This window comes from Roseivirga sp. BDSF3-8 (assembly GCF_041449215.1).
GTDB lineage: Bacteria > Bacteroidota > Bacteroidia > Cytophagales > Cyclobacteriaceae > JBGNFV01.
This window is the reverse complement of sequence record NZ_JBGNFV010000001.1, coordinates 1,908,520-1,921,968: the sequence shown is the minus strand read 5'-3', so window position 1 is coordinate 1,921,968 and position 13,449 is coordinate 1,908,520. Positions and strand designations below refer to the sequence as shown.

Sequence of the window (13,449 nt, the reverse complement as noted above, 5' to 3'; positions counted from 1 at the left end):
CCCGTATGAATTGTCTAATCAATAAAGCGATCGAGAAGTATTCCAGACAAGGAAGAAGAGCGGATGTGATCCACAGATACATCCGCATGAAATACCGCATTTCTATTGACCAGGAGTCCATCAAAGCGCGCCTTCGCGGGCTGAGTATGAACTACGAGCTTACTTAAGCCTTACTCCTCGTCTCCGTAGATAAATGTGTTGATATCTTCTTTGCCTTTCATGTAGCCCCGGTACATACCAGCGGTGTTAAAGGGCATGGCTACGTTACCCTGGGCATCTAGTGCGATCAGGCCACCTGAGCCACCCATTTCACCGATATTCTCTACCACTGTGCTGGCGGCTTTGCCTACCTCCATATCAGCATACCGCATCATAGCCGCTACATCATAGGCTGCTACTGAGCGAATGAAGTATTCCCCATGGCCGGTAGCCGATACGGCACAAGTCGCATTATCCGCATAGGTGCCTGCCCCTATGACCGGGCTATCGCCTACTCTGCCGTATTTCTTATTTGTCATGCCCCCGGTGGAGGTGCCTGCCGCAAGGTTGCCATTCTTGTCCAAGGCCAGGCAACCAACCGTACCGAATTTTTCATCGGCTGTTTCAGGGTTGCTCCTAAGCTTGATAGAGCCTTCCGCATCTTCCGCCTGTTCCCGCTCTTTTATTTTCCGTAGCTGTTCATAGCGATTTTCAGTATAAAAATACCGGGCATCCACCATGTTCAGCTTTTCCTGGCTTGCAAACTCCTCTGCCCCTTCTCCGGTAAGCATCACATGGGGAGATGAGGTCATTACCGCCAGAGCAGCGGTGATAGGGTTTTTAATATGCTTAACACCCGCTACGGCTCCCGCATTACGGTCGCGGCCGTCCATAATACTGGCATCGAGCTCATTTTCACCCTGACTGGTAAAAACGGCCCCCTTACCCGCGTTAAACAGTGGGCTGTCCTCCAGGATTTTTATGGTGGCTACTACAGCCTCTGTACTGGTACCCCCCTCGTCAAGTACTTCATAGCCTGCCCGCATGGCTTCCTCCATCTTGCTGCGAATGGCCTCCTCTTTTTCAGGCGTCATATTTTCCTTAAGTATGGTTCCGGCACCGCCGTGAATCACAATGACCGGCCTGGTCTGACTATAGGCCATGCCAGCCATGAGCAGGCAGAGAAATAGGGTCAGGGTTCTTTTCATAATGATTGGGTCTGATAATTATTCGTTACAGATATCTAAGATATGGCTAAACTATGAACTTTCGTAAGGCTCCTTAGCAAAGGACAGTTTTCTTTTGCCGGGTATTTCCCTCTATCTTTGTCCCCGGCTCTCATTAAATCAATTTTCGTGCGTTACTTTATTGATCTGGCCTACAGAGGTACCCATTATCACGGCTGGCAGATACAGCCCAATGCACTGACTGTGCAGCAGGTAGTGGAGGAGGCCCTCAGCAGGATACTGCGCTATAAAGTAGAGGTAACTGCCAGCGGTCGTACGGATACAGGAGTACATGCTACCACCCAGGTAGTACACATTGATCATGAAAAGCCGCTCAGTATGAGTAATGAAGGCTATAAGCTCAATGCTATACTACCGGCTGATGTGGCTATAAAAAGTATCCGTGAGGTTAACGAAGAGGCGCACGCCCGCTTTTCGGCTACCTCCCGCAGCTATGAATACCATATTATCCGGCAAAAAGACCCCTTTCAAAAGGACCTCAGCTATCACTTCAACCGGCCGCTGGATATAGAGAAGATGAACGAGGCAGCCACCTTTTTACTCGGAAAGCAGGATTTTCAGAGCTTCAGTAAGGTAAAAACCGATGTACACACCTATTTTTGTGAGATTTCACGGGCCGAGTGGCTGGAGGTAAACGGAAGGCTGGTTTTTTACGTAAGTGCAAACAGGTTCCTACGCGGCATGGTCCGCGCACTGGTGGGTACTCTTCTGCTAATTGGCGAAGAAAAGGCTGAACCAGCTTCTATTAAAGAGGTTATAGCTTCCGGTGATCGAGGCAAAGCAGGGCGATCTGTACCACCTGAGGGCTTATTTCTCACTGAAGTGGCCTATCCCGGGGAAATCTATACGAACAGAGATTAAGACGATACATTTTGGATAAGGAAAACATTAGTGGCAACATCGTAGACCTGCCCGTTCTCAAACGGCTCTTTACCTTTATCAGGCCATATCGCGGAAAGTTCTACCTGCTGCTGTTCCTCACTATTTCTCTGGCCATACTGGCACCGGTGAGGCCCCTGCTTATTCAGCAGACGATCGACCGCCAGATTTCGGTCGGGGACTTCCAGGGGCTGGTGAATATGATATTGCTGCTGGTTGGCTTGCTTATTCTGCAGGCAATTGTCCAGTATTCTCACACGTACATGTCAGGCTGGCTCGGTCAGCATATTATCCGCGATATGCGGATACAGCTTTATCGCCACCTGCTCCGGATGCGCCTTAAGTTTTTTGATAATACACCCATCGGGCGGCTTGTTACCAGGAATGTCTCGGATATCGAAACGCTTGCCGACGTATTCAGTCAGGGTATAGCGGCTATGCTGGGTGATCTGCTGCAGCTAATTTTTATACTGGCTGTCATGTTCTACATAGACTGGGAGCTTACCCTCGTTACTCTTTGCACCCTGCCCTTCCTTATTCTTAGCACCTATATTTTTAAAGAAAAGATAAAGGTTGCCTTTAATAATGTGCGTAATGCCGTGTCTAACCTGAACAGCTTCGTACAGGAGCACATTACCGGTATGAATATCGTACAGATATTTACCAGTGAAGAAAAGGAATACGAGAAATTTAAAGCCATAAATAAGGAGCATAAGAAGGCCAACCTGAACTCCGTGCTATACTATTCCATCTACTTTCCTGTAGCTGAGGTGATACAGGCCATAGGCATAGGGCTTGTGGTATGGTATGGGGCCGAAGGGGTACTGGCAGAAGATGTAAGCTTTGGTGACATGGTTGCCTTTATCATGTACATCCAGATGTTCTTCCGCCCGATACGCCTTATCGCCGACCGTTTTAACACCCTGCAATTGGGCATAGTAAGTACCAGCCGTATCACGAAGCTTCTTGATAACCATGACTTTATTCCTGACGAGGGGGACTACAAGCCTGAGAAGATAAGGGGAGACATTGAATTCCGCAACGTATGGTTCGCCTATAGCGGGGAGGATTATGTGCTTAAGGATATTTCTTTCAAAGTAAAAGGAGGGGAAACCATGGCGCTTGTGGGGGCTACCGGTGCAGGCAAGTCCAGTATTATCAACTTGCTGAACCGCTTTTATGACATTAATAAAGGTGAGATACTTATCGACGGAAAGAATATCAGGGAGTATGACCTGAATCACCTCAGACAGCAGATTGGCATCGTGCTGCAGGATGTGTTTCTGTTTAGTAATACCGTCAAAGAAAATATCACCCTTGGCAATGACACCATTTCCCGTCCGCAGATAGAGGAAGCAGCTTCCCTGGTCGGAGCCTCTAAATTTATAGAGAGGTTACCTAATGACTTCGACTATAATGTGATGGAAAGAGGGGGAACGCTTAGCGTCGGACAACGTCAACTCATAAGCTTTGTGCGGGCCATGGTGTATAACCCACGTATTATGATCCTGGACGAGGCTACATCAAGTGTGGATTCGGAAACAGAAGAAATGATCCAGAACGCGATTAATAAGCTGATGCAGGGCCGTACCTCTATTGTAATTGCTCACCGCCTCAGTACTATTCAGGAGGCGGATAATATACTGGTACTGGACAAGGGTGAGATCAAGGAAACGGGTACGCACGATGAACTGCTTCGTCTGGATGGCTACTACGCCCAGTTACACCGTATGCAATACAAAGAGGTGGTGTAAAATACGCCTTTATCAATTCGTTATTATCTTAAAACTTTTATTTACATCTATGAACCGGACAGGAATCTATTTGTCTGTTTTGTTAACATTTTTTACGGCTGTTAGCGCTTTAGCGCAGAAAACCGATAGCTCCATAGGTCTGAAAGCGGGTGACCCCGTGGGCGTCACGTATAAGCAATACATGGGAGGGGGTACGGCCTTTGAGGTAGTGCTCGGCACTGTGCCCAGGGGGTGGTATAATGATTATTACCGTAACGCTTTTGACAATGAGTTTGATTTCTCCGCACGCTACATCAGTCATGACATAGAAATGGCCATCGCCGTGCAGGCACGTATTATGTGGCATAGCAGCCTGGAGGAGTATATCCCAGACTCAGAATGGTACTGGGGGGTGGGGGGTAACCTTCGCCTGGCAAATATAGACTACCGCTATGATGTGATGCGGAATGGCAGCCTCATATCCAGGGAGCGCAGCGATGAGACTAACTTTGACCTTGGGCCTGAAATATTTGCAGGTGGTGAATACTACTTTCAGGAAGTACCACTTACAGCCTTCGTAGAACTGGGGCTCATGCTGGAGCTGCTGGACCAGGTAAATCTGAGAGTTCTTGGCGGTGGCGGGATACGCTATAATTTCTAAGAAATGAAGAAAAAGGTATTCGTAATACTGGGATTGGTGGCCTTGCTGGCTCTGGCAGCTTTAGCAGGCTATTACTACCTCACACAGTCACAGTCTATAGAACTGAGCGTGGAACCGGGTGAAAAGTACCGGATTGCGGGCAAATATTACGAGGGGCGCTACGGAGACCGCAAACTGGAAATGATTTTCAGTGAAATGCGTCAGTTAGTTCAGGCGAATAACCTGAAAGGTGACCTCGCTATTCTCTATTACGGTAATCCCCGGGAGGAACGTGGCAGTGTGAAAAACTTTATAGGAATACTACCGGAATCAGGCAGTGATCTGCCTGATTCTCTTGAAGTACGTACCTTCTTGCCAGATTATACCATCACTGCGCGTATCCATTCTCACCCTGCTATTATGCCCCGGCCAAATCATATCAGGGAAATGATGGAGGAGAAGGCCCGGGAAATGGGCTATGAGCTGGACACAATCTTTATAGAAAAGTACTTGGGTAATGAAGATATTGTGGTCATGCATCATCTGAGTAAAGCGGGTAAATAGGCAGGTATACTTACTTTGTCCCGTTATTGGAAGGCAGTCTTCGTAAATTTCAAGTCTGAATGACTTAAAAGTGCGAAGGTAATGCGTGTGTTAAGAATATTTCTATTTCTGATTTTCCTTGTGGGTCTGGGCTTTCATTCTGAAGCCCAAAGCCTGCGGCAGCTTCGTAAGAAAATGCCGGTATGTGTCGGGCCTAAGAAAAATGAAAAAGGGCTGACGGCGGGCTTTCGTATGGGAGACCCCTACGGACTTACACTCAAATACTTTTTTCCGAAATACGTAGCCATTGAGGTGGTTGGAGGGTCTTCATTTGCCGGCCTCAACGCCCGCTACCTGCGCGACTGGTTTCAGCTTGACTCTATCAATGATCCGCGCAGCGGAATATATCTGGCTTACACCAGCCACGATGTAAATTCTATCTATGCTCTGCAGGGCCGCATCATGTTTACCCACCCCGTGCATAAGACCAGGTTTCCTAACTTAAGTTATTACATAGGGGCAGGGGTGCAGTATATGAAACTGGACGTTAGCTATTTCTATACCTACGAGGTGCCACCGGACCGCTTTACTATCGAGAGGCTTGACCATACTTTCCAGAACTTTGGTCCGGAGTATATGGTGGGCACTGAGTATGACTTCAAGGGGATGCGGCTAAGCACCTTTGCTGAGATCAATATGTTTGCCCAGGACATGAAAGAGCCCTTTAAGCTGCGCCTTATGGGAGGAATGGGGGTACGCTGGAGATTATAGATCAGGGCGTGGAGTCGTCCACCTTGAGTTCGTGCCGCATATTATTAAAGTGATTGCGCAGTGCCTCATCCCAGTTTGGAGCCGCGTCCCACTCAGAGCCGAGGTATACATCGCCGGTGAAAATGTGCTTGATGTAATACTTATAGACCGGCTGGTCGGCGGGTACCTCTTCTGTTACCTTCTCTCCGCCCTGCCATACAGTGGTGGTATACGTTTCGCTTTCTGTTTCATAGCCCAGCATCTCGCGAATGGTGCGGGCAGGGGCGTGTAGCCTCAGTAATACGAACTGGTAACCATCCAGCCGGATATCCCGCTCCTGGATCTTAGAAAAGTCACTGACCTTGTACTCAAACGGGTAAATGCTCATATAGCTTTTAAGCAACTCATTGTTGCTTTCTGCATTACTATTCAGCTTTTCCAGGGCGTTTATTACTTTTTCACTTTCCGGATTTGCAGGTACAAAGTCAGGTAGATCTACTGACTCAAAAGTGGGGACAGCTAGTTTGTCCAGTTTAAGGTCAGGGTTATACCGGAGAAATTTCTCTCCTGTGATGATACCGGTGGCTCCGAAAAATTCCGGTTTCTCCAATATCAGGTGGTTGGCCAGTTCTGAAGGGCTGTTCTTTACCGAGTTAGCAAACTGTTTGAGCAAAGGCTCGAGGTTAGGACTTGAGGCGATATAGGCCTTCTGCCCATTTTCCATGTAGTCGCCATCGCCTGCAAAGGGGGTAACCACAATCACGTACTGGAGCTTATCCTCGTAGGTCATGCGCCGTAGAATGATAAGGTTCTCCACACCCCTGGTGCTGAGCCTCTCGGCAAACATCCGCTCTGGGTCATCGCCCGAGAATACTTCTTCCATAGAAAAGTACGCTACGGCGTCTATTCCTGCCTCGCGAAAGTATGTATGGGCAAAATCGCTTAGGTCACGCCAGGTTTTCAAGTCCCTGTTATCGGGAGGGGTACCTTCGGCAGACACAAACACGACGGTACGCTTGTTACGTATAGATTCGGGAAACTCCTGTGAATAGTCAAGGAGGATAGCTCCGGCAGGAGAGACTGAAAGGCCCTGGCTGAAACCACTGGTGGCTATGCCCGTAATAAGCAGCAGGAAAAAGAGGGTTTTTCTGATTGAGAAAATTGCCATAAACAACAAAACCAACGTGAGGCAGGGAATATATTGTTTTATTTCCTGCTATTTTTAATCAAAAATAAAGATTCGCTGCCTAATCACATGAAAAAGCTCACCGTTTTCGTCATTATTCTTCTTTCCTCTCTACCAGCGTGCAGCCAGGAACGTAAGGATTCCATTGCTTATACTGTGGATACTACGAGCCTGTACCGTGATCTCAGGATACTGAGTGCGGATAGCATGGCGGGCAGGCAAACGGGAACGGAAGGAAATAAAAAGGCCAGGGATTATATTATTGGACGGTTTGAAGAAATAGGCCTTACCGCCTATACGCCTAACTACCTGCAACCATTTTCTGTAGCGCCTGTGCAAAGGGCCCACTCTGCTATGGACACCGTACAGGGGGTAAATTTGCTGGGCTTTGTGCAGGGTGAGTCCGATTCGGTGATCGTACTATCTGCGCACTATGATCATGTAGGCGCCCGTAACGGGGACATCTACAATGGGGCTGATGATAATGCAAGTGGTGTAGCGGCCATGCTTGCAATAGCAGAATACTTTTCGGCTAATAAGCCGCTGCATACCATGCTATTTGCGGCCTTTGATGCGGAGGAGGTAGGCTTACAGGGCGCAAAATACTTTATGAACAGCCTTGAGGTGGATCCTGACCGCATAGTGCTTAATGTGAATATGGATATGGTAAGTCAAAACAGAAAAGGAGAATTATATGCTACTGGCACGCGCTATACTCCTTCTTTGAAAAATTACCTGACACAGGCTGATGAGCAGTCGCCTGTAAAACTGAAGTTTGGACACGATGGGCGCGATGGCTTACAGGACTGGACCACTTCATCAGACCATGGTCCCTTTCATAAGAAGGGTATTCCTTTCATTTATTTCGGCGTGGAAGACCACCCGTATTACCATAAGCCTACTGATACGTATGAGCAGGTACCTCTGCCCTTTTATGGGGATGCCACAGAACTGATACTTAATAGCCTCATAAGACTTGACGAGGGCTTGGCTACAGGAGAATAGGGGGTGTACATTCCGGTCATTCAAAAATTTTGTATATTCCTGCTAAACAAAAACGAATGACTATGAAAAAGCAAAAGATCAGCCTTTCAGATCTGCGTTTGGAAAGCTTTGTTACGTCTAACATACGTGGCGGCCTGAAAAGAATTGCAGACGATACCACTGTACCTCCCAGCAGCGACTGTGAGCCTACGGAGGCGTCTTATACTTGTCCGGGAGCCATTCAAAACGTATAGAAAGGTGAAAAAGAAGCTTAGAATCCAACACCTGGAGGTAGAGAGCTTTGTCACCAAAACCATACGTGGTGGCCTGAGTATGATAGATCAGATAGACACTACCGATACCCGGCCACCCCAAAGCCGGAACGGTTGCAACACCTGGGAGGTGTCTTGTACTTGTCCTGCTCCCTATTAATCTCCTTAACTCTAAAAGAACGTTTATCAATGAAAAAGAAAATGACTTTGGACTCGCTCCGCATAGAGAGCTTTGTCACCAAACACATTCGCGGTGGAGTATCATTTGAGCAAGAAACGGAGCTTTATCCCAGCATTAACTGTGATCCGGGTGAGAAGTCTTATACCTGCCCCTGATGCAATACGTGCAATTTGTGTTTTAAACTTAAAGCTCTTATTAATATGAAGAAGAAGCTATTGACTGAGCTATCTGTTAAAAGCTTCGTGCTGCCAGCCGGTTCTTCTTTTATGCAGACGGCAAAAGGTGGGGCGATAAAAACGGACCCTTCAGTAGATATCGACTGTACGACAATACATATTCCCTGTCATACAGAAGAAAGGATACAGTAAAAAAAAGCCGGGACATGTCCCGGCTTTTTTTTACTTCCCCAAGGCTTAATATAAACCAGTAAGTATGTCAGGCATTTACCGGCTTCTCCTGGGGGAGCATATTGCCAAGGACTGTCCGGGCCTGCTCGATATTGTCTATGTCTTCAATTACGAGCATGAGGCGATTTTTGATTTCCTTCATGCGGCAGCGGCGACTGTGCTTTTGTACAAACTGGAGTACTCTGCCGAAGACATCTGATTTGTAATAGTCTTCCCGGTCAGAGGGCACGAAGTAGGCGCGCATGGTGCCGTTCTTGATGGTCAGTTTTTCAAAGCCCAGCTTTTCTGCCAGCCAGCGCAGCCGGACGGTTTTGATCAGGTCCTCTACCGGCTCAGGCAGGGGCCCGAAGCGGTCTTTGATAGAGGCATGAAATTCGGATAGCTTCTGCTCGGTCTTGATGTTGTCCAGTTGGCTGTAAAGGCTGAGACGTTCGGTAATATTGCTTACGTAATCCTCGGGAATGATAAGCTCGAGGTCGGTCTCTATGCTACAGTCCTGCACTAATACCTTGGTGGTTTCGCTGAGTTCTTTTTCAAAAAGCTCGGCGAACTTGGTTTCCTTTAGCTCACGGATGGCGTCGTCCAGGATCTTATGATACATATCAAAGCCCAGGTCGGTGATGAAGCCACTCTGCTCGGCACCGAGCAGGTTGCCGGCCCCACGGATGTCGAGGTCACGCATGGCTACTTTGAAGCCATCGCCGAGGTCTGAGAATTCCTCCAGCGTACTCAGACGCTTGCGGGCGTCAGAGGACAGGGCAGAGGTAGGTGGGGTGAGCAAATAGCAGAAGGCTTTCCGGTTAGAGCGCCCTACGCGTCCACGCATCTGGTGGAGGTCACTGAGGCCAAACATATGGGCGCGGTTAATGATGATGGTGTTGGCGTTGGGTATATCCAGCCCGGACTCGATGATGTTGGTAGATACGAGTACATCGTGCTCGCCTTCTATAAACTCCAGCATGATCTTCTCGAGTTTCTTACCGTCCATTTGGCCATGGGCTGCCACTACGCGGGCATCGGGCACCAGGCGCAGGATGATATTGGCCATTTCGTCAATATCGCTGATGCGGTTATGCACAAAAAAGCACTGTCCGCCCCGGCGCAGTTCGTAGCTGATGGAGTCGCGGAGTATTTCTTCATGAAACTCGTGCAACTCGGTGGTAACGGGCTGGCGGTTTGGGGGTGGTGTCTGGATCACGCTAAGGTCACGTGCTCCCATGAGGGAGAAATGGAGGGTACGGGGTATGGGGGTGGCGGTTAGTGTGAGCACATCCACATTCACGCGCATTTCTTTTAGCCTGTCCTTTACTTTTACCCCAAACTTTTGTTCTTCATCGATGACGAGCAGGCCCAGGTCCTTGAACTTCACATCCTTATTCACGAGCCTATGGGTGCCTATCACGATATTGATGGTACCCTCGGTGAGGCCTTTCAGTGTTTCTCTGATCTCGCGTGTAGTACGGAAGCGGTTGATGTAATCTATTTTGACGGGGAAGCCTTTCATGCGCTCCATAAAGGTGCGGTAGTGCTGAAAAGCGAGTATGGTGGTAGGCACTAGCACTGCTACCTGTTTGCCTTCCGTTACGGCTTTAAAAGCGGCCCGCATGGCTACTTCTGTCTTGCCAAAGCCTACATCGCCACATACGAGGCGGTCCATGGGGCTTTGTATCTGCATGTCCTGCTTTACCTCTTCGGTTGCACGTGCCTGGTCTGGGGTATCTTCATAGATAAAGGAGGACTCCAGCTCTGCCTGCAGGAAGGAGTCTTCACTAAAGGCAAACCCGGGTGCTGCTTTACGCTTGGCATATAGCTCAATGAGGTCATTGGCAATATCCTGTACTTTTTTCTTAACCCGCTTTTTCTTGTTTTCCCATTCGGGGGAGCCCAGCTTACTGGGCTGTGGAGGCACGCCTTCTTTACCGGTGTATTTACTGATCTTGTGGAGGGAGTGGATACTTACGTAAAGCAGGTCATCGTCGCGGTATACGAGGCGCACGGCTTCCTGCCGCTTGCCATTTACTTCCTTCACTTCCATGCCGGCAAAGCGGCCCACGCCGTGGTCTATATGGGTTACGTAGTCACCGGGTGACAGGGTACGCAGCTCTTTTAAGGTAAGGGCTTTGCTCTTGCTGGTGAGCTCGCGTGTCTTGTAGCGGTGGTAGCGGTCAAATAGCTGGTGGTCGGTATAGCATAGGATCTCGAGTTGCTTATCTACGAAGCCTTCTCTGAGGCCGACGTTGAGTGGCTGAAACTTAAGGAAGGGGTCCAGTTCTTCAAATATCTGCCGCAGGCGCTCTATCTGCTTTTGGGACTCGGCGGCTATGATATTGGTATAGCCTTCTTCCTGATGTTTAGTGAGGTTATCGGTTAGTATCTCGAAGTTTTTATTAAAGCTGGGCTGTGGTTCGCTGTCAAACTGGTACTCTTCGCCCTTGAGGTAGTAGCGGTTGCCGAACTCTACCCGGTTGTAGTTTTTCAGTTGAGCACTCAGGGTTTCTCCTGTTTCAAACAGCTCTTCGGGGTTATTTATTACCTGGGTGTCGCCACTTTTCTTTATGATATCGTCAAAGCTCTGTGAGGCTTTTTCAAATGACTTGTCCACTACATCGAGTAACTGCTGGTAGTCTTTTAGCCAGAAGGTGGTATTATCAGGTAAAAACTCCAGGAAGCTTTGCCGTACCTCTTCCAGCAGGTGGGTCTGTACGTTGGGAATGATGCTGATCTTCTCGATGGTATCGACAGAGAGCTGACTCACGGGATCGAAGGTACGGATGCTCTCTATCTCATCGCCAAACAGCTCGATACGGTAGGGTAGCTCATTGGCAAAGGAGTATATATCTATGATACCACCCCTCACAGCATACTGTCCGGCTTCGTATACAAAGTCGGTAGGCTCAAAGCCATAGGTGGAAAGAAGCTCGGCAAGGAATTCGATATCTACCTGCTCGCCTTTTCTGGCGGTGAAGGTGTTGTCTTTGAGTGACCGGCGGTTTATTACTTTTTCAGATAGTGCCTCGGGGTAGGTTACGAGTAGCATGCCGGTGTCCCTGGCGGCATTGACCTGGTTGAGTATCTCTGCCCGCATGAGAATGTTGGCATTCTCTGTTTCTTCAAACTGGTAGGGGCGTTTATAAGAGGTGGGGAAGAGGTGCACTTCTCTTCCGGTAAGGGCCTGAATATCATTGTGAAAATAGGCGGCTTCCTCTTTATCGTGGGTGATGTATACATGGAATCCTTCCATGAGGCGGGAGACGGCGGAGCATATGGCTGCATCCATGCTGCCGCTAAGGCCTTTGAGGGTCAGCGTGGCATGTTGCTGCTTTAACTTCTCGGTAAGGGTACGGATGACCCCGTCTTCGGTGTAGAGCGTTAAAAAGTCTGAGGTATTCACTTTTGGCTATTGAAATGCAAAAATAACAAATCCTGCTCCATAGCCTACCTATGCTATGGATAGAGAAGGCCTAAATCGGTTTTTTTGAAGGGTAAATTTAAGAATCTAAGAACCACCCGCCTCCGTTTATGTTTCTGTAGTATAATGAAGCACATGAGATGGAAAGCCGGAAAGACCTCAGAAAATCATCGATAAACCCTTCTACGTTCGACCGTATCGAGCGCATGCATCCGCATAAGATGCTGGTCTGGCTGGCGCTGATCGGTAGTACCTTAATATTCAGTTTTTTGCTGGTGGCCTTTGCTTATACACGATATAGCCGCGGGCAGGGTTTGGTTTTTGATTTTCCAAAGGCGTTTGTGGTCAGCACATTTATGCTGTTGCTCTCCAGCTTTACTATAAAGGGGGTGGTGCAGGCTTTCCGGCAGGACCGCCTGCATGAGGTGACGCGCCAGCTTGGGGTGACCCTTATGCTAGGCATGTCTTTTATAGCGAGCCAGGCGATTGGCTGGCAACAGCTTCTTGCGCAAAACCTGGATGTGTCCAAAGCAGTAGGGGCTTCGTATCTCTATGCGCTGTCGGGCCTGCATGTGCTGCACCTGCTGGTGGCGCTTTCCTTTCTGGCCGTACTCTTTGTGCAGTTTTACCGCGCGCATCGTGATCCTGTTAAGGCGCTAATACTGCATACAAATCCTTATCAGGGGATAAAGCTGGAGATTGCGACTATTCTCTGGCACTTTATGGACGTGCTATGGTTCGTCCTCTTCTTTTATTTTTTGTTTACTTTTTAAATACGTTATATGCTTATGAAGCATTTTTTTTCAACGTTCTTTCTCTTAAGTCTTATTATGCAAACGGCATTTGCACAGGTGGGTGACAGCCGTAATTACCGCACGCTATATATATTTTCACCTGATCAGCGAAATGACCTGTATTATCAATTAAACCGGCGCCTGCAAAGCGAATCGGAAGAGGTGGTGGAACGTGACCTGGTGGTATACAGGCTGTTTCCGGAAGAGGGTATAGACCCTGAAGATGGTAATATTACCTCTAATGAAGTATTGGCTTTGCGCGAAAAGTTTAAGGTAGCACCTGGCGACTTTGCGGTGATACTGGTAGGTAAGGATGGATATAGGAAGATGCGCTGGGACAATAAGGTGAAGCCGCTGCAGGTGGTGTTTGATAAAATAGACGCCATGCCCATGCGCCGCCGCGAAATGCGGGAACGTGGTATGGATGATGATGGTAAGAAGTAGT

At 48.4% G+C, this 13,449-nt stretch carries 16 protein-coding genes; 13 read left to right on the top strand and 3 right to left on the bottom strand.

The window, feature by feature from the left end:
• Positions 1-5 precede the first annotated feature (5 nt).
• Positions 6-167, top strand: coding sequence for a hypothetical protein (locus AB9P05_RS07770; RefSeq protein ID WP_371908252.1), 162 nt, complete (start codon positions 6-8; stop codon positions 165-167).
• 3 nt (positions 168-170) lie between these two features.
• Here the strand turns inward: AB9P05_RS07770 and AB9P05_RS07765 are convergent, their stop codons facing one another.
• Positions 171-1,187 (bottom strand): isoaspartyl peptidase/L-asparaginase family protein, encoded by a 1,017-nt coding sequence (locus AB9P05_RS07765; RefSeq protein WP_371908251.1) that lies wholly within the window; start codon positions 1,185-1,187, stop codon positions 171-173.
• A gap of 147 nt (positions 1,188-1,334) precedes the next feature.
• Between AB9P05_RS07765 and truA the strand changes: the two genes are divergently transcribed.
• The 5 genes from truA to AB9P05_RS07740 all read left to right on the top strand — a co-directional run bounded on the left by truA (position 1,335) and on the right by AB9P05_RS07740 (position 5,792).
• The gene (truA, locus tag AB9P05_RS07760; protein WP_371908250.1) at positions 1,335-2,087 is read left to right on the top strand and encodes a tRNA pseudouridine(38-40) synthase TruA; all 753 of its coding nucleotides are present in this window, start codon (positions 1,335-1,337) and stop codon (positions 2,085-2,087) included.
• Positions 2,088-2,098: 11 nt separating this feature from the next.
• Positions 2,099-3,859 carry an ABC transporter ATP-binding protein gene (locus AB9P05_RS07755; RefSeq protein WP_371908249.1) on the top strand — a complete coding sequence of 587 codons (1,761 nt, stop codon included), beginning with the start codon at positions 2,099-2,101 and terminating at the stop codon, positions 3,857-3,859.
• Between the two features lie 49 nt (positions 3,860-3,908).
• A complete protein-coding gene (locus AB9P05_RS07750; protein WP_371908248.1) occupies positions 3,909-4,499 on the top strand; it encodes a hypothetical protein in 591 nt (196 codons plus the stop codon).
• 3 nt (positions 4,500-4,502) lie between these two features.
• Positions 4,503-5,042: a hypothetical protein gene (locus AB9P05_RS07745; RefSeq protein ID WP_371908247.1), complete on the top strand. Its 540-nt coding sequence runs from the start codon at positions 4,503-4,505 to the stop codon at positions 5,040-5,042.
• Between the two features lie 81 nt (positions 5,043-5,123).
• Positions 5,124-5,792: a hypothetical protein gene (locus tag AB9P05_RS07740; protein ID WP_371908246.1), complete on the top strand. Its 669-nt coding sequence runs from the start codon at positions 5,124-5,126 to the stop codon at positions 5,790-5,792.
• Position 5,793: 1 nt separating this feature from the next.
• Here the strand turns inward: AB9P05_RS07740 and AB9P05_RS07735 are convergent, their stop codons facing one another.
• Complete coding sequence (locus AB9P05_RS07735) at positions 5,794-6,939, bottom strand: hypothetical protein (protein ID WP_371908245.1); 1,146 nt, start codon at positions 6,937-6,939, stop codon at positions 5,794-5,796.
• An 87-nt stretch (positions 6,940-7,026) separates the two neighbouring features.
• Here AB9P05_RS07735 and AB9P05_RS07730 point away from each other — a divergent pair, with 87 nt between their 5' ends.
• The 5 genes from AB9P05_RS07730 to AB9P05_RS07710 all read left to right on the top strand — a co-directional run bounded on the left by AB9P05_RS07730 (position 7,027) and on the right by AB9P05_RS07710 (position 8,762).
• The gene (locus tag AB9P05_RS07730) at positions 7,027-7,962 is read left to right on the top strand and encodes a M20/M25/M40 family metallo-hydrolase (RefSeq protein WP_371908244.1); all 936 of its coding nucleotides are present in this window, start codon (positions 7,027-7,029) and stop codon (positions 7,960-7,962) included.
• Between the two features lie 62 nt (positions 7,963-8,024).
• Positions 8,025-8,195 (top strand): hypothetical protein, encoded by a 171-nt coding sequence (locus AB9P05_RS07725; protein ID WP_371908243.1) that lies wholly within the window; start codon positions 8,025-8,027, stop codon positions 8,193-8,195.
• 4 nt (positions 8,196-8,199) lie between these two features.
• The gene (locus AB9P05_RS07720; protein WP_371908242.1) at positions 8,200-8,373 is read left to right on the top strand and encodes a hypothetical protein; all 174 of its coding nucleotides are present in this window, start codon (positions 8,200-8,202) and stop codon (positions 8,371-8,373) included.
• A 29-nt stretch (positions 8,374-8,402) separates the two neighbouring features.
• Entirely contained in the window at positions 8,403-8,549 is a 147-nt protein-coding gene (locus AB9P05_RS07715; RefSeq protein WP_371908241.1) for a pinensin family lanthipeptide, read from the top strand.
• A gap of 45 nt (positions 8,550-8,594) precedes the next feature.
• The gene (locus tag AB9P05_RS07710) at positions 8,595-8,762 is read left to right on the top strand and encodes a hypothetical protein (RefSeq protein WP_371908240.1); all 168 of its coding nucleotides are present in this window, start codon (positions 8,595-8,597) and stop codon (positions 8,760-8,762) included.
• Between the two features lie 67 nt (positions 8,763-8,829).
• Here the strand turns inward: AB9P05_RS07710 and mfd are convergent, their stop codons facing one another.
• Entirely contained in the window at positions 8,830-12,192 is a 3,363-nt protein-coding gene (gene mfd / locus AB9P05_RS07705) for a transcription-repair coupling factor (protein ID WP_371908239.1), read from the bottom strand.
• A 158-nt stretch (positions 12,193-12,350) separates the two neighbouring features.
• Here mfd and AB9P05_RS07700 point away from each other — a divergent pair, with 158 nt between their 5' ends.
• A complete protein-coding gene (locus AB9P05_RS07700; protein ID WP_371908238.1) occupies positions 12,351-12,983 on the top strand; it encodes a heme-copper oxidase subunit III in 633 nt (210 codons plus the stop codon).
• A gap of 15 nt (positions 12,984-12,998) precedes the next feature.
• The gene (locus tag AB9P05_RS07695) at positions 12,999-13,448 is read left to right on the top strand and encodes a DUF4174 domain-containing protein (protein ID WP_371908237.1); all 450 of its coding nucleotides are present in this window, start codon (positions 12,999-13,001) and stop codon (positions 13,446-13,448) included.
• Position 13,449 lies beyond the last annotated feature (1 nt).